The sequence below is a fragment of the Leptospira koniambonensis genome, from assembly GCF_004769555.1.
GTDB classification, from domain to species: domain Bacteria; phylum Spirochaetota; class Leptospiria; order Leptospirales; family Leptospiraceae; genus Leptospira_B; species Leptospira_B koniambonensis.
The window spans coordinates 573425-592780 of record NZ_RQFY01000001.1 but is presented as its reverse complement, the minus strand read 5'-3'; the positions used below and the strand labels follow the sequence as shown (position 1 = coordinate 592780).

The window sequence follows — 19356 nt, the reverse complement described above, 5'->3', positions numbered from 1 at the left end:
TTGCTTTCCCTTTTTGTTTTGAATCATCAGCCTGAAAATATTTAATCTCTATTTCAATCCATTTCTCACATAATTACGGATATGAGAACCTACACTTTTCATATGATCCGTAATTGTAGAGTTTAAGTCTCCTAATGACTTTTGATTGATCTCAGGCAATAGTTTATCTTCTGAAAAACCTTTTAATAGATTCGATTCATCTATGAGAGTATCAATTTTATCTGAAATATCGTAGCTTTGTTTTGTGACTACATCTACAATATAAGAGTTATCATATTTACCGTAAGTATTATCCAGATCAGTTTGTTTTACGCTTACTATAAAGGGGTGATTTAGATTCTTAGCTCTATAAGCATTTCTTAATGTACTGAAATGGTATTTTTCGATGGTGGTATGGCGGCTGGAAATCCTCTCGATTGCTTCATTCTTGGCGTTTTCAAATCCAAGGATTGCTTTTATATTGATCCAAAGCATACTGATTGTCCCAAAATTTGGAAGAACTCTGGAATGATATGGTTGGGTTAAATCCACAACATAATGCATTCCCCAACCTAAGAACCGATAACCCCAATATGTATGTCCAGTCTCAAAAGCATAACGAGAGAGTGTCATGAATTGATATACTCTATATTTAGGATAGGTGTGTGTTAAAAAGTCTGCTGCTGCAAAGATAATAGGAGATTCATGATAATAACCTATATGAAATGGAACTTGGGTTGCATAATAGATCTTTGGATCTCCAAAAGACTGTATTCCAAAACCATAATCTTTTCCGAAACTTTCTCCATTATCTTCGAATAGATTTAGATCTAATCCGAAATCTGGCTCGTCGCCAGCGGTTGCGAGCACCTCAAGTGGACTTACAAGCTCGCCTATTCGAATATCATAAAATTCGTAATCTTCTTTTAGATCCTTTTTCCCGTAAATACTCACTGTCATCGGGTCCGATTTTTTTCCAGGCAAAGGATTCCCTGGAAGATTCTGTAAAAAATAACCTAACGGTGTTCCGGTATTTAATCTAAGTGCTCTTAAGAAATGATTTCGGATTGTTTTTCTATCTCCTCCTTTGAATGAGAGCGCTTCAGGAAGAGGTGCTTTTTTATCATAATTTAGATTTGCTTCCTTCTCCATATCCCTCATAAGAGGGATGAGTTTGTCTTGTTCTTTAAGTAAAAAATCTTCAAGAGATTCTACTTTTACCTTAGGAGCAGATACCAATTCTGGCATAGCTTCGAGTGCAGGTCGGTTGAATAGAAAGTGATTCCACCATGCTTCTGCAGGTGTAGCAAACAAACTAAGGGAGAAGATACAGATTAGACTAGAATAATATTTGAATTTGAGCACACCAAAGTATTTTCGATAAGGAAGAGAAGTCAACTCAAACTGTAAAGTTGTTGAGTAGAAGAAAAGGTTCGTGATGATCTGTTAAATCTATTACTCAAACAGGAACAGATGGAAAATATCCTAGTTGAATACGTTTATTTGATTTTGATCATTCTCGGATTGGTTGTGATTGCCAATCGACTTGGGCTTGCTTATCCGATTGTTCTTTTGATCGGAGGACTTGTCGTAAGTACAATTCCATTCTTCCAAAATATTACGATCACACCTGAACTTGTTTTTCTAATATTTCTTCCTCCTTTATTATATGAGGCTGCCTGGCAAATCTCTTGGAAAGAATTTTGGAAATGGAGAAGGATCATTGCAGGTTTTGCATTTCCAATTGTTATCATCACTTCTTGTGTAATTGCTCTTATCTCTAATTCATTGATCCCTGGATTTACTTTAGCGATAGGATTTTTATTGGGAGGGATTATCTCTCCTCCTGATTCTATTTCTTCTGTGACTATCATGAAACAGACGAAGGCTCCTAAATCTGTGGTAAGCATCGCGGAAGGAGAAAGTTTACTGAATGATGCTTCTTCTTTGATCGTGTTTAGATTTGCTTTGGCGGCGGTGATTACCGGGCAGTTTAATCTCCAAGAAGCAACTTTCAGTTTTGTTTGGGTAGTGATTGCTGGTTCATTGATTGGTTTGGCAGTGGGTTTTGTATTTTATTGGATCCATCGATGGCTCCCACTTACTCCAAGTATAGAGATCGTTTTAACTTTTGTGACTCCATATTGTATGTATTATTTGGCGGAACATTTTCATGTTTCTGGAGTTCTGGCTGTGGTATGTGGGGGACTTCTTCTTTCCAGCAAACGCCAAGGTCTTTTGAGTTATGCGAGTCGTATCCAGGGTGAGAATGTTTGGAGTAGTATAGTATTTATTCTGAATGGACTTGTATTCTTACTGATTGGTTTACAACTTCCTTCTATAGTAAATCAACTAGGGGATATAAGTTTAACGAGTGCAATTCTTTATGGAGTATTGATCTCATTTGCTTTGGTATTCATTAGGGTCATTATAGCGCTTTGTACATCTGGTTTTACTCGGATCATGAGTAATTTTATAGAAGTAACAGAAGTAAATCCTGGTTGGAAGATCCCAATTGTTTTAGGATGGGCAGGGATCAGAGGAGTTGTATCACTTGCGGCAGCACTTTCTATTCCATTATATACAATTGGAGAAACTCCATTTCCGTATCGAAATTTGATCTTGTTTATCACATTCATAGTGATCTTGACTACTATGATCTTTAATGGACTAACTCTCCCATGGCTTATTCGAAAATTGAATGTAATGGATTTCCAAACTCCTATTCCTGTTCATAGACAGGAAGTGATGATCCAGAAAAAGTTAGCAACAGAGTCGCTTCATTATCTAGAAGATAAAAATAAAGCAGGCACCCACAAAAATAAACATCTTAAAAATCTGATTTCCCGTTTGAAAACTGAATTAGGATATTTTGAAGAAGAACTAAAAGGAATGTCTGGAACCCATAGGGGAGAAAGGAAAGAATATGGAGATGTATATTTAGAACTTCTTCAATTCCAGAGAGATGTTTTGAACGATCTAAATCATGATTCAGGGTTCGACGAAGAAGTGATCCGTAAATACCATGCGCTCATTGATATTGAAGAATTTAAAACCAGAGAAAGTGACTGATTTTTTCTCTGGTTCTTATGGTCTACTCTGGATTATTTATCTAGAATAGGTGCAGTTAAATTCTTATTCTTGGAATTATCCTCTTCAGCATTTACATCTATTCCACCAGCTGCATCAGGTTTTTTGGAATTAGAAAAATCAAATATATTGAAAGGTTGGATCTCATCGTCTCCAGGTAATTGGGTATTTTTCCAACCGCCACCTAATGCTCTGATCAATCTGACAGATGCCCTGTTTAATTCAGTCTTAACAAGGATTGCGTCTATACGAGCATCCAGAGTATTTACTTGGGCATAGATCAATTCCAAACTGTTGCTTAAACCTCCTTTATACAAAGCCATCGTCATGTTTTGCACTTGAGAAGCTGCTTCTACTGCCTGGTCCTGTCTTTGGGATTGCTCGGACATATATGTAGTTTCTGTAAGTCCATTCTCCACTTCTCTAAAAGCGTTTAGGACAGTAGAACGATATACATCTTCTGTTTCTCTATAAGCAGACCATGCTTGTTGTAATTGAGCTCTACGATATCCACCTTGAAATATTGGAAGAGAAACTGTGGAGCCGTAAGACCAAAAACTATTTGCAAGTTGGACTAAATTCACTCCTCCTTCGAATCCTCCATTAGCGCTAAACGAAATATTAGGAAAGAATGCTGCGCGAGCTATTCCAATATTACGATTAGCGATTGCCATTTTTCGTTCCATCGAAGCAATATCAGGTCTACGTTCTAGCAGGGTAGAAGGAAGGGTAGTTGGCACTTTAAATGCGACAACTTGGATCTCTTCTACTGGAGGGATACTGAATCCTGTAGGAGCTCTATTGAGTAAGATCGCAATCGCATTCTCAGTGACTCTCATTTTAGATTGAATATCTAAACGTTTTGCTTGGGTGCTGGATAGAAGATACTGTGCTCTCTGCACATCCAGTTCAGGTGCGATTCCACCTTTGTATCTTTCATTTACTAGATTTAAAGATTGCTCATAAAATTCTATGGATTGACGGTACGTTGTATCCTGAGCATTCAAACCTCTAAAAGTAAAATAATCAGCGGCAAGTTCTGCTTGCAAACTCAACCGAGCCAAAGCGAAATCAGCAGCGACTGATTGTGCATTATAAATTTGTGCTCTTGTAGAATTTCTGATAGAAGACCAAAAGTCAGGTTCCCAAGAGGCAATTCCGCCTAAGGATGCCGTTCCTTCTTGATTTGCTTCTCCAGCTCCTCTGAAAAGTCGATTGTCGGATTGTCTATTATTGGAACCGCTTAGCCCAACTCCAAGATGAGGGATCAACTGAGAGCGAACTTTAAGCATTGCATCTCTTGCTTGCACAAATCTTTCTGCGGCAGCTTGCAGATCTGGGTTCGCAGCGATTGCTTGTTCTTCTAATTTGTTTAATACAGGATCGTTAAAAAGTTTCCACCAATCTGCTTGTATCGCTTCTCCTTCAGAAGGATTTGCTTTTACAAAAGGACCGGATCCACTCCAAGAATCAGGGACCACATAGTCCGGACTTAGATACTTAGGAGCAAGATCAAATGCGGGACCATTCAAACAAGAAACCAATAAGACTGCCAATGGTAAAAGTGAGATCCATCGTCCTAAGACGATGTTCCTCTCTTTTGTTTTGTATTTTTTTTGAGATGGGTTCATTTGGATGCTACTGGCTGATGTTTTGTATCTTCTTTTTTAGAAGAATTCATATCCGAATATCCGTTTCTTGGTTCTACCACTCTAACTTGATCACCTTCCAATAAAGAAGCAGAAGGGTTATTCACAATTCTATCGTTTGTGCTAACTCCATCTCTTACTTCTATAATAGAATCTATGATCTTATTCACAGTGATTGGTTTGAAATGTACCTTATTGTCTTCGGTGACAGTTGCAACTTGGGTGCCATTTTCATCAAAGACCAAAGAGCTGGAAGGGATTGTTAAAAGATCTTTTTTAACAGGTGCAGTAAGAGTCACTTGTGCATAAGAACCCGGCCATAAAGATCTGTCCTTATTATCTATAGTGAATTCTGCAATTACAGTTCTCATATTTAGATCGAACCCTTTAGAAAGAGTAAGGAAGTTTGCTACAAATTTTCGGTTAGGGAATTGTTGTACTGTGAGTTCTGCAGTTAATCCAGGCTTCAATAAATAAGCGAAGGTTCCAGGAACAGAAACGAATAGACGCATTCTATGAATATCTGCTACAGTAAATAGGTTAGAAGGTGTTTTGCTATCATCGATATTACCTTCTTGTGTTACGTAATCACCCACGTTTATATTTCTTTGGATCACCACTCCATTAAAAGGAGCGACTATCGTTTTGAAATTGATCCTGGCCCTATACTTATCCACATTCTTCTCTGCAGATTTCATTTTTGCTTCTTCTGAGTTTTTATCAGCTACCGCTACGGAGATAGACTGTTCTGAAACTGCATGAGAACTTCTTAATGCTAGATATCTATCCGCAGTAACTGCTGCCAGTTTGTATTTTGCTTTTTGAGAATCTAAATCTGCTTCTGCTTGTGCATATTCTGCATCCAAAGCAGGGACCTTAATACGGGCAAGTACGTCTCCTTCTTTCACTTCTGCTCCATAATCTTTATACCACATCTTAACGTAACCAGGAACCTGAGCATAGATGACTGCCTCATACCATGCACGAACTGTTCCCGGAAGAGTGATTGTCTCCAGAGGGTTGGGAGGTGTAGGATTTACTACAGAAACATTTGGAATAGATGCTTCCAAGGCTTCCCTTTTGAATTCTTCTGCGCTATGTATCTGTTGGTAGAATATATAGCACAGGAATATAACTCCGAATGAGATTGAAGATAGTGTTACAAGTTTCTTTTTAGGTACTGTTGGGATCATTTGGAACTTTCCTTTTGAATTTTTGCACGGTTATTATAGATGATCGCATAGATACAAGGCACGAAGAATAGTGTTGCGAAAGTAGCAACAGCAAGTCCTCCGATCACTGCTCTACCGAGTGGAGCATTTTGAGAGTTACTTATGGACATAGGAACCATTCCTATGATCATTGCGGAAGCAGTCATAAGAACTGGTCTAATCCTGGAATATCCCGCTTCAATTGCGGCTCTCACGGCATCCCCATGAACTTCTAAACGGTCCCTTGCATAAGAAACTACTAATATAGAGTTTGCAGTTGCAGTTCCCATACACATGATTGCTCCAGTTAATGCAGGCACTGAGATATATGTGCGTGTTAGAAATAGAGACCAAGCAATCCCTGCTAATGCGCCAGGCAATGCAGTAATGATAATGAATGGATCTGTCCAAGACTGGAAGTTTACTACGATCAAAAGATAAACCAGAAGAATTGCTACAAAAAGACCACCTATTAATTCTATGTAGGCGCTTCTCATTGTGTCTGCCTGGCCAAGGATCTCAATTGCGGCTCCTCTCGGAAGTTCGCTTTTCATTGAGTCCATGATCTTTTGGGCGTCACTCAAAACTCCTCCTAAGTCTCTACCTTCTGCAGAAACGTACACGTCTATGAGAGGTAAAAGGTTTTGGTGAGTTACTAAACCTGGAGTTCCTGTTGGAGTTATATTGGCAACGTTACCTAAGAGTTGTATTCCATTTTCTGTATTATCCTGCAAGTCTCCTCGATTGACAGGAACAGTAAGTAAATCTTCCGTTCTTCTCATCTGAGGCTGAGGCACATAGATATTGATCTGATAAGAAAGACCGGTTTTACGATCCATCCAATACTCTTGGTCTATCTGCTGGCTTCCCGAAGTTGCGAGTAACATATTTTCTGCAACTGATTTCATAGGAAGATCAACGTTGATCCCTAAACTTCTATTTCCATCTACAAGAAGAGTAGGAGTGCTCATAGTTTGTTGGATCACAACATCTGCTGCGCCTGGAATCGTTTTCAGTTTACCCTGAAGTTTTTGAGCGAATTCGAAGTTCTTCTCTAAATCCATTCCATTGATCTGAATATCAATTGGAGAAGGTGAGCCGAAGTTTAAAATTTTTGAAGTTAAGTCCGCAGGTTGGAATGTGAATACAGTTCCTGGGTACAATTCATTCAATCCTTTTCTAAGAGTTTGTCTATATTCCCAAACAGGAGATTCCTCATCCTTTAATGAAATAGTTAAGTCGCAATCTTGAGAACCGATTGTAGGGGTAGGAATGAATGCAAGGTTATGGGGTCCAACTGGAAGACCACAGTTACTCAAAACACTTTCTACTTTTCCCGGAAGTAATTTTTTAATATCTTCCGAAACCAAAGTGGCGATCCTTCCGGAAACTTCTATCCTGGTTCCCAAAGGTGCACGCATATGCATCTGTAAGGTTCCAGCCTTGATCTCAGGGAAGAAGTCTCTACCATTCATGTAGAATAGAATAAGAGATCCGGTTGCTATCGCTAAGAATATCTTCACAAATCTTTTACGATCCGCTATTACTTTCTGTAGAAGAATATAATAACGTTCTCTGAATTCAGTGAAGTTACGTTCGAATCCTTTTTGAAAACGTATTAAGAAATCTATCCATTCAGTAAGGAAAGCAAAGCGAGAGTTTGTTTTCTTAGGAGTAGTATAAGGAATATGTTTTGCTGCTGCTTTTGAATGGGATCCATGTTTACCGTGATCTGGAGAATGGTGAGCAGTTAGCAAATATTTCGCCATGGTCGGAACAAGTGTCCTGGAAAGAATGAAGGAAGCGATCATTGCGAGTGCCACCGCTTCTGCCATTGGCTTGAATAACCAACCGGAAACCCCACTCAATTGAAATAGAGGGAACCATACGATAACTATCGCAAGAGTTGCTACGAATGTTGGAATTACAATCTCGTTCGCAGCATCAATGATCGCTGTCTCCAATGGTTTACCCATTTCAATATGAGTGTCTATATTCTCGATCATCACTGTGGCATCATCCACAAGGATACCCACGGCTAAGGCCAGACCTCCTAAGGTCATTACATTGATAGATTCTCCAATCAAATGAAGGCCGATAATGGAACTTAAAAGAGAAAGAGGAATAGAAGTAGCGATAATCGTAGTCGCTCTCCAAGAACCTAAAAAGAGTAATACCACAAGTCCAGTAAGAGCCGCAGCCAATACCATTTCGTGAACAACATTCTCAATAGAATCCTTAACGAATACGGAAGCGTCGTTTAATAGTTTGATCTCTACATCGTCCGGAGAGATCTCTTTGATCCTTGGCATGGTCTTACGAATTCCGTCTACCACATCCAGAGTGGATGCATCACCACTTTTCATTACAACAATTAGTACGGATTGTTTTCCATCCACGAGAACTGAGTTCAATTGAGGAGGGCCGCCGAGTGCAACGCTTGCAACGTCTCTCATGAAGAATGTGCTATTCCCAACTCTCTTGATTGGAATATTATTAAAATCTTCTACATGGATTGGGATTGCATTTGTCATTACCATCCAGTCAGTCTTGCCGATCTTCTGGTCTCCCGCAGGTAATACAGCGCTTTGTTCATTAAACGCTTTGAATACATCCATAGGAGATAAGTTCCTAGACAAAAGTTTTTGTTTGTCTAGGGAGACAAGCAATTGCATAGGAGTTCCTCCATAAGGCTGAGGAATGATTGCGCCAGGGATGGTAACGAGTAGAGAACGTATCCTCATGAATGCGAGGTTATAAAGTTCCGCAGGAGTCATCTTCTCGGATGTAACTTGGAGCATCGCAACCGGAACAGAAGACGCCTCCAACCTCATGATCATAGGAGGAGAAATATCCGGGGGCAAGGACGTGACTACTGTCTGCGAAATCGCAGCCACCTCCGCTTCTGCACCCGCAAGGTCTGTATGAGGTTGCAATTCGATATTGATAATACTACTTCCGTAATAGGATCTGCTATTGATACTCTTGATCCCTTCTACAGTACTAGTTAATGCTCTTTCAAAAAAGTAGGTGATCCTTCCTGCAACATCTTCAGGAAGCATACCTTGGTATCCCCATACTACCGAAATCACCGGTATCTTGATGTTTGGAAAAACATCTGTAGGGGCCTTGAAAATAGATTGTATCCCGAAGAACAGGATTAGAATAGCGAGGACCACGAAGGTGTAGGGTCTTTTTAGAGCAATGAGAACGATTTCATTCATTTTGTTTCCTCATATATTAGTAGCATTTAAGGTGGAGAAAATCGTCCCGGTTTATAAGTTTGGACAGGATTCTTGAATGATCAATATGTCTAGAATAAAAGTATTTTTGATTTGTGTCCTGATTTTAGGGATTTCTGCCCAGGTCTATTCCCAAGGGGATGAGAAGAAGGTAGGGCATCTTCGCATCCTGGACTCTGATCAAACTCATTGGAAGCAGATAGATGACTTTTCAGTTTTGCTTGATTGGGGATTTTATCCGGAACCGATCGATTTGCGTTTTAGAATTGGTAATTTGCCAGAGGAATCTAAGACAGAATTTTTGATCTTTCCTTGGAGTCTGCTGGATTCAGTTCGAGTTTGCGATCTAAAAGGAGATTGTTTACAGGCAGGTTTTATTCATCCTGTGGACGAATGGCTGATCCCTGGGATTTTCCCTGTTTTTCCTCTCAGGAAATTCCTGGAAGAAAGCCAAGAGATCAATATTAGGATACAGTCTAGGAATTATATACTCTCAGAGGTTCGTTTAGTAAGCGCAGAAGAGTTATATTCCATTTCCACTGTGTATTCAGGGATTGTATTTTCACTTCTTGCACTTGTGATCGTTCAGATCGCTTATCTGATCAATTCTTATATTCGACTTCGTTCCAAATGGATCTTGTATCAGATCTTATTTTCTTTTGGTATAGGTCTTACATTTTTATTCGTGTCTGGGATAGCTTCCAGGTATCTATTTCCAGGGTTTGGTTTCCCTCTTTCTTTAGGGAAGAAGATCATGATAGGCTCTCTGATCATTTCAGGAACTCTTTGGGTTTCTCATTTTTTAAAGATCAGACAGAATTTCAAACCAGTTTGGTACTTTTATAATGTAGTGAATATTCTGACTGCGATCATGATCGCTTTAAGTTTTACTCAATTTCCAAGGCAGTTTATTTCTCGTTCTTTTACTATTTTCTATTTGGCTGTGACTGGGACAGCGATCATTCTTAGTTTGGTTGCTACAAAAAGAAAGACAATCCAGACTCGTTGGTTTGTGTTTGGGATGTTCTCATTACTTGCGATAGAAGTATTAAATATCATTTCATATAAGGCATTCTTTTCCTTCGACGGGAAAAGTTTCTTATTTTTCATAGCATTCTTCGTCCCGGTAAACATATTCCTGACCAGCCGCTCAGTTCGAACAAGGATCAGAGAATTGGAACATGAGATTTCATTAAGAAGAGAAGAACTTAAGAATTTCCAAATAGATAAGACATCTTCGGATATATCTGGAAAGAAAAAATCCCAGATCATTGGTATCAATGTTGATATTACATTAGCTCGATTGAATAAACTTTTAGATGAGGATAAGATCTATTTAGAAGAAGAATTGAGGATCAGTGATCTTGCTGCGGTTTTAGGTTTATCTGTGCATCAGGTTTCAGAACTTCTAAACCAAGTCTTGAATATTTCTTTTCCAGATCTGCTTAAGAAATATAGGATAGAAGAGGCTAAACGAATTATTTTGACTGATCCTTCTGCAAATATACTGGATCTTGCTTTTTCTGTGGGTTTTCAATCTAAGTCGTCCTTCTACGATTCTTTTAAAAAGTATACGGGACAGACCCCTCAGGAATTCAAAAAATCAGCTTCGCCTGATCCTGAGGGGAAATGATTCGGTGTTGGGATCAATACCAGTTGATCAATTCAACTTGTGTAGAAGGGCTGGACTCTTTTACAAGCGCTTTAAACTTTTCAGTATCGCTTAGTCCGTCTTTACCACGGTAGTGGTATGGATACACAACCTTAGGTTTAAAGTCTTTCACTGCGTCTGCTGCTTTTTCAACAGTCATGGTATAAGGTTGGTTCATACAAAGAAATGCGATGTCAATATTTTTCAAAGATCTCATTTCTTTAATATCTTCAGTATCACCGGAAATGTAGATGGTCTTTCCGCCAAACTTGATGAGATAACCATTTCCTCTTCCTTTAGTATGTTTATCCAAATGTTCTTTGGTAATATTATACATAGGAATAGCAGATATATTAATATCACCTACTGAGGTAGCTTGTCCGTTCTTTAAACGAGTGATATTGGTATATTCTTTTGCTTCTTTCGCAACTGCTTCTGGAGCAATGATCTGGGTTTCCTTAGTAGCGATCTCTCCTAAAGTTTTCAGATCCATATGATCCGGGTGAATATCAGTGATTAAGACCAGGTCTGGTTTTTTCTGATCCTTATATTTCTCTCCTCCCCAAGAAGGATCTACATAGATTGTTTTCTCGCCAATTGTCAGAACTAAACTTCCATGAAAAATTGGCTGGATTTGGATAGAAGTTTTAGAACTTGGGATCTCGATTTTAGGTTTTGGCTCTACTGTTGCACAGTAGGCGAGTGTAAAAGCAAGGACAAGGGCCGTAATCATTCTCTTATTGAGAAAAACATTTTGAATGGATTGCATAAGTTCTCCTAATTTTTGATCTATTCTTTTCCAAAATGTTTGGAAACTAAATAGATCCGGAGAGCCAGACTATTTCTCGTTTTGTGGTTTGTAAAGATAAGTATGGTGATCGACCGAGGGTCAATATAGTTTATACTTCTCTTAAATTAATTTCCTGAATCTGATTTGTAATAAGGAAAATATCTCCCACGAATGAGGGAGATATTTTCCTTAATTTTAATAACAGGAAGAAGCTTGAGGAGTACTAGCTACTACAGTATTATAATGAAGAGAATAATTTCCAGTAATAGATTGAGTCCCTTCTTTGCCTGCATTTTCTCCTATGATCCATGTATCCGCTTTTGGAATACCGCCTGCTGCATATGCAGCGATATCAGTACTTGCATTTCCGTAAGCACGGATAATATCCAGGCCAACTGTATTACGCAAATAGTTGATATAATCAGTTTTGTAAGCTTGCACATTCGCGCCTAAATAATCGGAACTAGGATGGTAATGCCAAGATTTCATTCCTTTTAGAGGGAACCATTCACGAGTATCCTTTGTATTCCAATAAGGACGACCAGTTAAATAAACGATCTGATATCCTTTGTTACGATATGCATTCACGGTTTCCGGAGCATAATAATATGCGTCCGCAATTTTGATACCTGCATAATCTGCAAGAGCTTCGAAATCATTTGTGGTCAAGGTTCCATCCACATCGAATAGAACAGTTTGGCGACCAGGATCAGCCACAGTTAAATAACCGTCAGCACTAGATAGATCACCTTCTACCACCATACGAACAATATAGTCGCCAGTTGCACGAATACCTAAGTTCGCAGTGATCTTACCATCACCATTTGTGGTATAACGACCAACATAAGTCCAGCCACTCATCGCAGTTCCGTAGATATAAACGTGAATGTATTCATTTTCCAAATCTTTATGAAATACTGCATCATAATCAAATTTACCAACCATAGTTGCATTCGATCCTGATTTTACGATCGTATCGTAAACCATATGATAAGGTACATATAAACCCGCTAAAATCGTATTTCCGAAATTTCGAAAACTTCTTTTGGTAGGTTTTGAAAAGGTAGGTGGGTTAGAAGGAGTGGTATAGTCCGGACAATCTGCCCAAACGCCCATCGAGAACGCGGTTAAGCATAGTGCTAACAAAAAGAATCGCATAGGGATCTCCAAATATTTTTTTCATCTGAAAGTTCTTTTGAAAAATTTTTGTAAACTGATTACAAAAATTATCCAAACAGCGGCGAATATATTGGAGTTAGGTATGCAGAGCAAGAATAAAGTAAATATGAGCGTGACAATTTATATAAATATAAAATACAAAAGAATAATAAAATGAGATGCGACTGTTATAAATAACTTATATATAATTAATATATAAGAAATGCATAAAGAATAAAAATCGCATTATGATTTCAGTTCGAAGTCAAACTGTTTAGCGTTCTATATTCCTTATTTGAATTCGTATCTATAACTTCCGCCGAAATAGGCTCTTGCTCCGTGATACGCAGAACAAGAAACTTCTTCCACTTCTATCCTGTTTTGAAAATATTCAAATTCTAATAAGCAGCAATCAGGATCTTCAGATTTACAATCTTTGGTGGAGGCCCAGGTCCATTTACCTTCTTTGGCTGGAGTCCAATTCCCGCTCACTTCTCCCAAATGAGCTGTAGGACCTCTGACAACTTCGAAAGAAAATTGGATATCCTTAGTCGATTTATCTTTGAAAAGTTTTAAACTACCACCAAAACCATCCGTATAAGAACCAAGTCCTTCCTTAGAAGCTGTGCCGAATTTCCAAACATGATTTAAATATTTAGTTCTTTCTGCGGTAGTTCCCGCTTTACAGATGATTGTTTCTATACCAGATTCATCCGAAGCATACATAGGACCTTCACAAACCCCATCTCTATATCCGATCCAAAGAATTTGTAATTTTTTTAAATCTTCTTTTTGGGATTCAGATAAACCTTCTCTTATCTTTTTATAAGTCACATTCAATTCTTTGTCAGAGGTTTGGTATTCTTTAGAATAACATTTTTTCTGGTCATTCTTGCTTTTGATCTTAGAACATACGTCTACCGGTTCGGATGGTTTAGCAAAAATAGAAAATGTAATTAAGAGCAGTGAGGTGGTAATGCAGAAACGCATGAGGAAATTTTATTATTCGAGATTGGATGGCAATGATTTTTCCGAGCTCCTTCTTTTGACGATATTGTATTCATTTAGAAGAAAAATTTAATAGATCTTAGTTGACATGTTTTTCGAAGGAGAATTATTTTGCGCCATCACAGTTAATTTGAACAGAAACTGTTCATAGGGGAATTAATATGCCGATCTTACGCAAAAAAGGTACGATGGATACAAAAAAATTCGTAAAGCGACTTATGGCATATGGTTCTAAAAAATATGGTCTGCTTTATGATCGTTGGGTAATTATAGGAGTCAGGGGAATTGATTTTAAAGATGGTATTGTTAAGGCGAATAACGATGCTATAAACGAATATAATGATGCTTTATTTTTGATCAGAACTGTGAATAAATCTTTGGAATTCAAAACATACTCATGTACGATTGATCCAGGTCGTTATTGGCTAAATAAACCGATGAATCCGGCCGGAACGGCTAGGGTAGCAGAAGGAATTTACAAATACAAGTTAGGAATGCATAGAGGGCATAAGGCATTCAACCAATATGCAAAAGTAACCGTTAACCGATATGCTCCTCATCAAAACACAAAACCATGGTTCAAGTGGAAAGACGAATCTTCGGTTGTGACTCAAACTGGTTTTTTTGCGATCGATATTCATGCCAAGAGTAGCTCTTCTAAGTTTGTAGAAATGGCAAGTGCAGGGTGCACTGTTTTGAACTCGACTTGGACAGATCCATCTTGGTTAGAATTTTATTCAACGATAGAGAAGGCAATTTCAGCTCACTCGCAAGCTTACATATGTTATTGTGTCTTAGATCAAAGTACTGCTGCTACTATTCTTTCTTAATTGTAGCAGTTCTCAGATTAGAAAATCCATATAAAATCTAATATAGAATTTGTTCCGTTATCTACTTCGGATAACAATATATGTCTTTTTTTATCCTATTTGGTGCAATTATTGAATTTGATTTTCCAAATATTCCTTCGACCTATATGACCGCGAACGGTCAGGCGATTTCAAGGATTACATATTCTTCTCTTTGGAACCTTGTGCATCGAACTATAGCTGGTCTTGTTCCAGCTACAGACAGGATACAATCAACTTCTCATGGACTTAGTGCAGGTCAATTGGTTAAGTTTTCTTTTACCGGAGGAGGGATCACAACTAATGTTCCTTACTTTGTATTAAATCCGACCTCTAATGACTTTCAAATCTCTCTCACTCAAGGGGGATCCGCAATTGATCTAACTACGAATCAAACGGGAGATCTCTTGACTCATTGCCAGTATGGTTTTGGGAACGGATCCACAACGTTCAACGTGCCGGATCGAAGAGGAATTTTTGCCAGAGGTTCTGGACAACATTCTAGTCGGGCAAAAGCTGCCGGAGGAAATTACGATGGCGGGGGAATTGGTCAAGAAAACCAGGATAGATTCCAAAGTCATAGGCACTCAGCAATCGGAATATCCGCTGATTTGATCCATCCGGATGGGTATTCTGGAGCAGGAACTTCTCAAATTGGGCAAGGTATGGTCTATGTATTAGATCCGATTACGGACGGGCCGAGCGGAGCTCCTCGGATTGGGACTGAGACTTCGCCTGCTTCGACTTCCGTACAATACATAGTAAGAGTAATTTAAAAGAATAAGGGCTGAAGTAGATCTCTATCCGAATATTTAAAATATTATATCTGATTCGAAGACCTGCTTCAGTCTGAAAATTTTTTTCTAAAAACATTCAACCAAATGGTTGACTCCGTTTTCGCCTTATGATATGCATTTAACCATATGGTTGAATCTAGGAAATACGACCTCAATCTGATCTTCCAGGCATTGTCTGACCCTACGAGGAGAGCAATGCTCAAAAGCCTTTCCAAAAGGGAGAGGGTGATCACAGAAATCGCAAAACCGTTCGAAATGTCCTTAGCTGCCGCTTCTAAACATATTAAGGTTTTGGAAAAGGCGAAGTTAGTGAATCGAAGAAAGGAAGGTTCCTTCTCCTATTTAAGCCTGAACGGAAAGGCGATGATGAGTGCTGATAGATGGATTCAATATTATAAGAAATTCTGGGAGGATCAGTTGGATTCTCTCAAGGAACTGTTGGAGGAAATAGAATGAAAACAGCAGAATACAAACTGCAAATATCTAAGTTTATAAAGGCCAAAAGAGAGAAGGTCTTCGAAGCATGGGTTAACCCTGAAATTATGAAAAGATGGGGCTGTCCCAAGGAGTTAAAGATTGGTGAGATCCAAATGGATTTCAGAGTTGGAGGCAAATTTAGGACCTCTATGCTTGGAAACGGAGATGTCTATATCGCTACAGGAGTATATCAAGAAATCGTTTTAAACGAAAAACTCAGTTTTACTCATGGATGGGAAGGGCCTGACCAAGGTCATACTTTAGTCACAGTTATCTTTAGGGACAAAGAAGACGGAACAGAAGTGATCCTTACACACGAAAAACTTCCTAGTGAAGGTTCTATGGAAGGCCATAAAGAAGGTTGGATCAGTACTTTAGAAAATCTGGAACTACAGTTTTCATAACGAATTAAGTATGGCTTTGAAAAAATATTTGGGAAGTTGTCTCTGTAAGAAGGTGATTTTCGAGGCTTTGATCGATCTTTCTCTCGGGACTTTTAAATGTAATTGTACTAATTGTGTAAAGAGAAGATTTTGGGAGTCTCTGTTAAACCTGAAAATTTTAGATTCTTAAAAGGCGAGGAAGAAGTAACAGTTTATCCTAGTCGTATCGATGGAATATTCTGTAAGCATTGTGGAGTGGGAATTGGGGGACGAGGCGATTTTCCAGAGGCAGGAGGAAAGTTTATCTCAATTAATTTGGGAACCTTTGACAATTTAGACCCTAAGGAATGGGTGGAGTCTCCAGTCAGCTACTATGATGGGTTACATGATCGTTGGGACCGAGAACCGGAATTTTTCTCTCACCTTTAAAAGGATCGTATATTAAGTAATTGGAAGAAATGGTTCTTGCCAATTCGCTTATCATCTCCTGAAATAAGAAATTCGATGCCTAAAACGAATTTCGACATTCTTTGGATCATCCTCTCTTCCGGATTGGTGTTTTTTATGCAAGCTGGGTTCTTATGTTTAGAATCCGGCCTAACGCGCACCAAGAATTCGATTAACGTAGCAATTAAGAATATTACAGATTTCGGAATTGCTACTCTTGTTTTTTATTCGATAGGATTCGGGCTTATGTTTGGTTCAACCTATTATGGTTGGATAGGAAAAGATATGTTCTTTCCTGATTTTTCAAAAACAAGTCCTGAAATTTCTGTTTTCTTTTTATTCCAACTCATGTTTTGCGGGACTGCGGCCACTATTGTTTCCGGTGCTGTTGCGGAAAGAATGAAGTTCGGCGCTTATATCATTGTTACTACTATCATTTCTTCTTTGATCTATCCGATTTTTGGTCATTGGGTTTGGGGAAGAGACCTGCAAGACTGGGATAAATTTTCTGGTTGGCTTGCTCATTTAGGTTTTATGGATTTCGCTGGTTCCACCGCTGTGCATAGTGTAGGCGGATGGGTCGGGCTTTCTGCGATGATGCTCATCGGAAACAGGACTGGTAAATACAGCAAAGATGGATCTGTCCGAAAGATCACTGGGCATAATCTTCCACTTGCTATGCTTGGGACACTGATCCTTTGGTTTGGTTGGATCGGATTTAATGGTGGAAGCACACTTGCATTCACATCTGAAGTTCCAAAGATCATTGTAAATACTATGTTTGCAGCTTCCGGAGGAATGGCTTCTAGTTTGATCTATGGTTGGATCCGTTTAAAATATGCAGAAGCCACTCTTCCTTTAAATGGAACTTTGGCAGGACTTGTTGCAATCACCGCTCCTTGTAATGCAGTAAATTCAATAGAATCACTATTGATTGGATTTGTTGCAGGAATTCTAATGTTCGAAGCCGGGGTTCTTTTAGATAAACTAAAACTGGATGATGCTGTAGGAGCTATCCCTGTTCATCTTGTTTCGGGGATCTGGGGCACATTAGCGGTTGGGTTTTTTGGAGATCTTTCCATTTTAGGAACTGGGTTGGATCGAACTACTCAGGTTCTTGTTCAGTTACTTGGGGTGGTTTCCTGTGCTATTCTTTCTTTTGGTGTAAGTTATCCTCTTCTTTTTATTATACATCGTTTTTATAGCCTGAGAGTTTCTCCTCAAAATGAATACCAGGGTTTGAATTACACAGAACATAGAGCGACTACAGAGCTAATTGATCTGTTTTTAGAAATGGAATACCAGAAACAAACTGGGGATCTAAGCCAGGATCTTTCGATAGAGCCATTTACAGAAGTAGGACAGATCGCAGAGAGATATAATCTGGTATTGGATAAAATCAGAACCAATATTAAAGAAAAGGAAACTTTGGCTATTGAGTTAGAACATAACTTAAGTTTACTCCAAAGTGATTTGTCTACTGCTCGAAAGATCCAATCTGGGATCATTTCCCAAGAAGATAAACTTACTGGAGATTTAGAAATTATAGTAAGATATCTTCCACTTACAGAAGTAGGAGGAGATTTTTTCGATATCATGGAACTTCGTCCTGGGTTGACCCGTGTGTTTCTTGCAGATGCAACAGGTCATGGAGTGCAAGCGGCTCTTTTAACAATGGCTATCAAAGCAATTTATGAATCCTTAAAGCGTGGGATTTATAGTGTTACCGAGATTTTATATCATCTAAATAATGAATTCTTACATACGTTCAAAAATCTGAATCAATTCTTTACTTGTATAGTGGTCGATATTGATACTAATTTGAATTTGATCCGATATTCTTCCGCAGGACATGTGCCTCAATATTTGATCCAGGATCAAGATATTCACTCTCTGGAAAAAACCGGAAGGATTATGGGTGTGATCCCGAATACTAAATACACTTCCAATGAAATACAATTTACCCAAGATTCTAAAGTAATACTTTTTACGGACGGTCTTTTCGAACAATGGAACTCTAATAAAGAAGAGTTTGGAGAAGAAAGGGTAGAAGAGATCATCGGCAATCTAAAAGGAATTCCTATTGGAGAAGGGATTGATCAAATATTAAAGAAATTAGATGAATTTTTAGCTAGTTCTCCTAAACAAGATGATATTTCCGTTTTAGGAATTAGTAGGAAGAGTAAAAAGTAAAATTTCCTTTTTTAAGTTGTAAACCTTTACTGAATCTGTAAATTTCTACTTTGATAATTCTCAAGTTCTATGTTATATCTTATACTTAAATACGCAGTGACTTCTGCATTAGTGGTCCTAATTTCTGAAATTGCTCGCAGGAATGATAAGGTCGGAGCATTAATTGCTTCTCTTCCTTTAATAACCATTCTGACATTACTATGGTTACAGTTTGAAAAAACAGATCCTGAAAAGATATCTAATCATGCATATTATACTTTTTGGTTTGTGATCCCCACCTTACCTATGTTTTTGGTATTTCCTAAATTGTATTCTATATTCGGTTTTTGGGCCGCACTCGGATCCTGCATTTTACTGACTGTTTTACTTTTTATATCTTTCAATTGCGTTCTTGAAAGATTCGGCATCAAACTTATTTAAGTTTCCTGAAATT

At 38.4% G+C, this 19356-nt stretch carries 16 protein-coding genes; 9 read left to right on the top strand and 7 right to left on the bottom strand.

Translation table 11 applies throughout. The features are described from left to right. Positions 1 to 48 precede the first annotated feature (48 nt). Positions 49 to 1344, bottom strand: coding sequence for a phospholipase C/P1 nuclease family protein (locus tag EHQ52_RS02680; RefSeq protein ID WP_244244769.1), 1296 nt, complete (start codon positions 1342 to 1344; stop codon positions 49 to 51). 108 nt (positions 1345 to 1452) lie between these two features. Between EHQ52_RS02680 and EHQ52_RS02675 the strand changes: the two genes are divergently transcribed. Next, positions 1453 to 3051 carry a Na+/H+ antiporter gene (locus tag EHQ52_RS02675; RefSeq protein ID WP_135613739.1) on the top strand — a complete coding sequence of 533 codons (1599 nt, stop codon included), beginning with the start codon at positions 1453 to 1455 and terminating at the stop codon, positions 3049 to 3051. Between the two features lie 32 nt (positions 3052 to 3083). On the opposite strand, the gene EHQ52_RS02670 is transcribed toward EHQ52_RS02675, so the two are convergent. The 3 genes from EHQ52_RS02670 to EHQ52_RS02660 are packed head-to-tail and all read right to left on the bottom strand — an operon-like array spanning position 3084 to position 9153. Next, on the bottom strand, positions 3084 to 4700 hold the full coding sequence (locus tag EHQ52_RS02670; protein ID WP_135613738.1) for an efflux transporter outer membrane subunit: 1617 nt from the start codon (positions 4698 to 4700) through the stop codon (positions 3084 to 3086). Continuing rightward, entirely contained in the window at positions 4697 to 5911 is a 1215-nt protein-coding gene (locus EHQ52_RS02665) for an efflux RND transporter periplasmic adaptor subunit (RefSeq protein WP_135613737.1), read from the bottom strand. The genes EHQ52_RS02670 and EHQ52_RS02665 overlap by 4 nt, the downstream gene beginning before the upstream one ends. Continuing rightward, positions 5908 to 9153: an efflux RND transporter permease subunit gene (locus EHQ52_RS02660; RefSeq protein ID WP_135613736.1), complete on the bottom strand. Its 3246-nt coding sequence runs from the start codon at positions 9151 to 9153 to the stop codon at positions 5908 to 5910. Before EHQ52_RS02660 ends, EHQ52_RS02665 begins: the two co-directional genes overlap by 4 nt. An 85-nt stretch (positions 9154 to 9238) precedes the next feature. Here EHQ52_RS02660 and EHQ52_RS02655 point away from each other — a divergent pair, with 85 nt between their 5' ends. Next, positions 9239 to 10804, top strand: coding sequence for a helix-turn-helix domain-containing protein (locus EHQ52_RS02655; RefSeq protein WP_135613735.1), 1566 nt, complete (start codon positions 9239 to 9241; stop codon positions 10802 to 10804). A gap of 13 nt (positions 10805 to 10817) precedes the next feature. On the opposite strand, the gene EHQ52_RS02650 is transcribed toward EHQ52_RS02655, so the two are convergent. From EHQ52_RS02650 to EHQ52_RS02640, 3 genes are all read right to left on the bottom strand, one after another. Beyond that, complete coding sequence (locus tag EHQ52_RS02650; RefSeq protein ID WP_135613734.1) at positions 10818 to 11555, bottom strand: MBL fold metallo-hydrolase; 738 nt, start codon at positions 11553 to 11555, stop codon at positions 10818 to 10820. 252 nt (positions 11556 to 11807) lie between these two features. Further along, the gene (locus EHQ52_RS02645; protein WP_135613733.1) at positions 11808 to 12770 is read right to left on the bottom strand and encodes a lipin/Ned1/Smp2 family protein; all 963 of its coding nucleotides are present in this window, start codon (positions 12768 to 12770) and stop codon (positions 11808 to 11810) included. Positions 12771 to 13061: 291 nt separating this feature from the next. Continuing rightward, entirely contained in the window at positions 13062 to 13760 is a 699-nt protein-coding gene (locus EHQ52_RS02640; protein ID WP_135613732.1) for a lysozyme inhibitor LprI family protein, read from the bottom strand. A gap of 179 nt (positions 13761 to 13939) precedes the next feature. On the opposite strand from EHQ52_RS02640, the gene EHQ52_RS02635 reads away from it, so the two are divergent. From EHQ52_RS02635 to EHQ52_RS02605, 7 genes are all read left to right on the top strand, one after another. After that, positions 13940 to 14608, top strand: coding sequence for a hypothetical protein (locus tag EHQ52_RS02635; protein WP_135613731.1), 669 nt, complete (start codon positions 13940 to 13942; stop codon positions 14606 to 14608). An 80-nt stretch (positions 14609 to 14688) separates the two neighbouring features. After that, positions 14689 to 15402 carry a tail fiber protein gene (locus tag EHQ52_RS02630; protein WP_208653438.1) on the top strand — a complete coding sequence of 238 codons (714 nt, stop codon included), beginning with the start codon at positions 14689 to 14691 and terminating at the stop codon, positions 15400 to 15402. Between the two features lie 147 nt (positions 15403 to 15549). Continuing rightward, positions 15550 to 15879 carry an ArsR/SmtB family transcription factor gene (locus EHQ52_RS02625; protein ID WP_135613730.1) on the top strand — a complete coding sequence of 110 codons (330 nt, stop codon included), beginning with the start codon at positions 15550 to 15552 and terminating at the stop codon, positions 15877 to 15879. Then, positions 15876 to 16304: an SRPBCC family protein gene (locus EHQ52_RS02620; protein WP_135613729.1), complete on the top strand. Its 429-nt coding sequence runs from the start codon at positions 15876 to 15878 to the stop codon at positions 16302 to 16304. The genes EHQ52_RS02625 and EHQ52_RS02620 overlap by 4 nt, the downstream gene beginning before the upstream one ends. Positions 16305 to 16433: 129 nt before the next feature. Next, positions 16434 to 16712 (top strand): GFA family protein, encoded by a 279-nt coding sequence (locus tag EHQ52_RS02615; RefSeq protein ID WP_167492153.1) that lies wholly within the window; start codon positions 16434 to 16436, stop codon positions 16710 to 16712. A 75-nt stretch (positions 16713 to 16787) separates the two neighbouring features. Continuing rightward, positions 16788 to 18923: an ammonium transporter gene (amt, locus tag EHQ52_RS02610; RefSeq protein ID WP_135613727.1), complete on the top strand. Its 2136-nt coding sequence runs from the start codon at positions 16788 to 16790 to the stop codon at positions 18921 to 18923. Positions 18924 to 18992: 69 nt separating this feature from the next. Further along, the gene (locus EHQ52_RS02605; protein ID WP_135613726.1) at positions 18993 to 19343 is read left to right on the top strand and encodes a DUF3147 family protein; all 351 of its coding nucleotides are present in this window, start codon (positions 18993 to 18995) and stop codon (positions 19341 to 19343) included. The last annotated feature ends 13 nt before the right edge of the window (positions 19344 to 19356 follow it).

Coding starts and splice junctions, on each gene's coding strand:
- EHQ52_RS02675 (WP_135613739.1), top strand. CDS start 1,453: ATGGAAAATATCCTAGTTGAATACGTTTATTTGATTTTGATCATTCTC.
- EHQ52_RS02670 (WP_135613738.1), bottom strand. CDS start 4,700: ATGAACCCATCTCAAAAAAAATACAAAACAAAAGAGAGGAACATCGTC.
- EHQ52_RS02665 (WP_135613737.1), bottom strand. CDS start 5,911: ATGATCCCAACAGTACCTAAAAAGAAACTTGTAACACTATCTTCAATC.
- EHQ52_RS02660 (WP_135613736.1), bottom strand. CDS start 9,153: ATGAATGAAATCGTTCTCATTGCTCTAAAAAGACCCTACACCTTCGTG.
- EHQ52_RS02655 (WP_135613735.1), top strand. CDS start 9,239: ATGTCTAGAATAAAAGTATTTTTGATTTGTGTCCTGATTTTAGGGATT.
- EHQ52_RS02650 (WP_135613734.1), bottom strand. CDS start 11,555: ATGATTACGGCCCTTGTCCTTGCTTTTACACTCGCCTACTGTGCAACA.
- EHQ52_RS02645 (WP_135613733.1), bottom strand. CDS start 12,770: ATGCGATTCTTTTTGTTAGCACTATGCTTAACCGCGTTCTCGATGGGC.
- EHQ52_RS02640 (WP_135613732.1), bottom strand. CDS start 13,760: ATGCGTTTCTGCATTACCACCTCACTGCTCTTAATTACATTTTCTATT.
- EHQ52_RS02635 (WP_135613731.1), top strand. CDS start 13,940: ATGCCGATCTTACGCAAAAAAGGTACGATGGATACAAAAAAATTCGTA.
- EHQ52_RS02630 (WP_208653438.1), top strand. CDS start 14,689: ATGTCTTTTTTTATCCTATTTGGTGCAATTATTGAATTTGATTTTCCA.
- EHQ52_RS02625 (WP_135613730.1), top strand. CDS start 15,550: ATGGTTGAATCTAGGAAATACGACCTCAATCTGATCTTCCAGGCATTG.
- EHQ52_RS02620 (WP_135613729.1), top strand. CDS start 15,876: ATGAAAACAGCAGAATACAAACTGCAAATATCTAAGTTTATAAAGGCC.
- amt (WP_135613727.1), top strand. CDS start 16,788: ATGCCTAAAACGAATTTCGACATTCTTTGGATCATCCTCTCTTCCGGA.
- EHQ52_RS02605 (WP_135613726.1), top strand. CDS start 18,993: ATGTTATATCTTATACTTAAATACGCAGTGACTTCTGCATTAGTGGTC.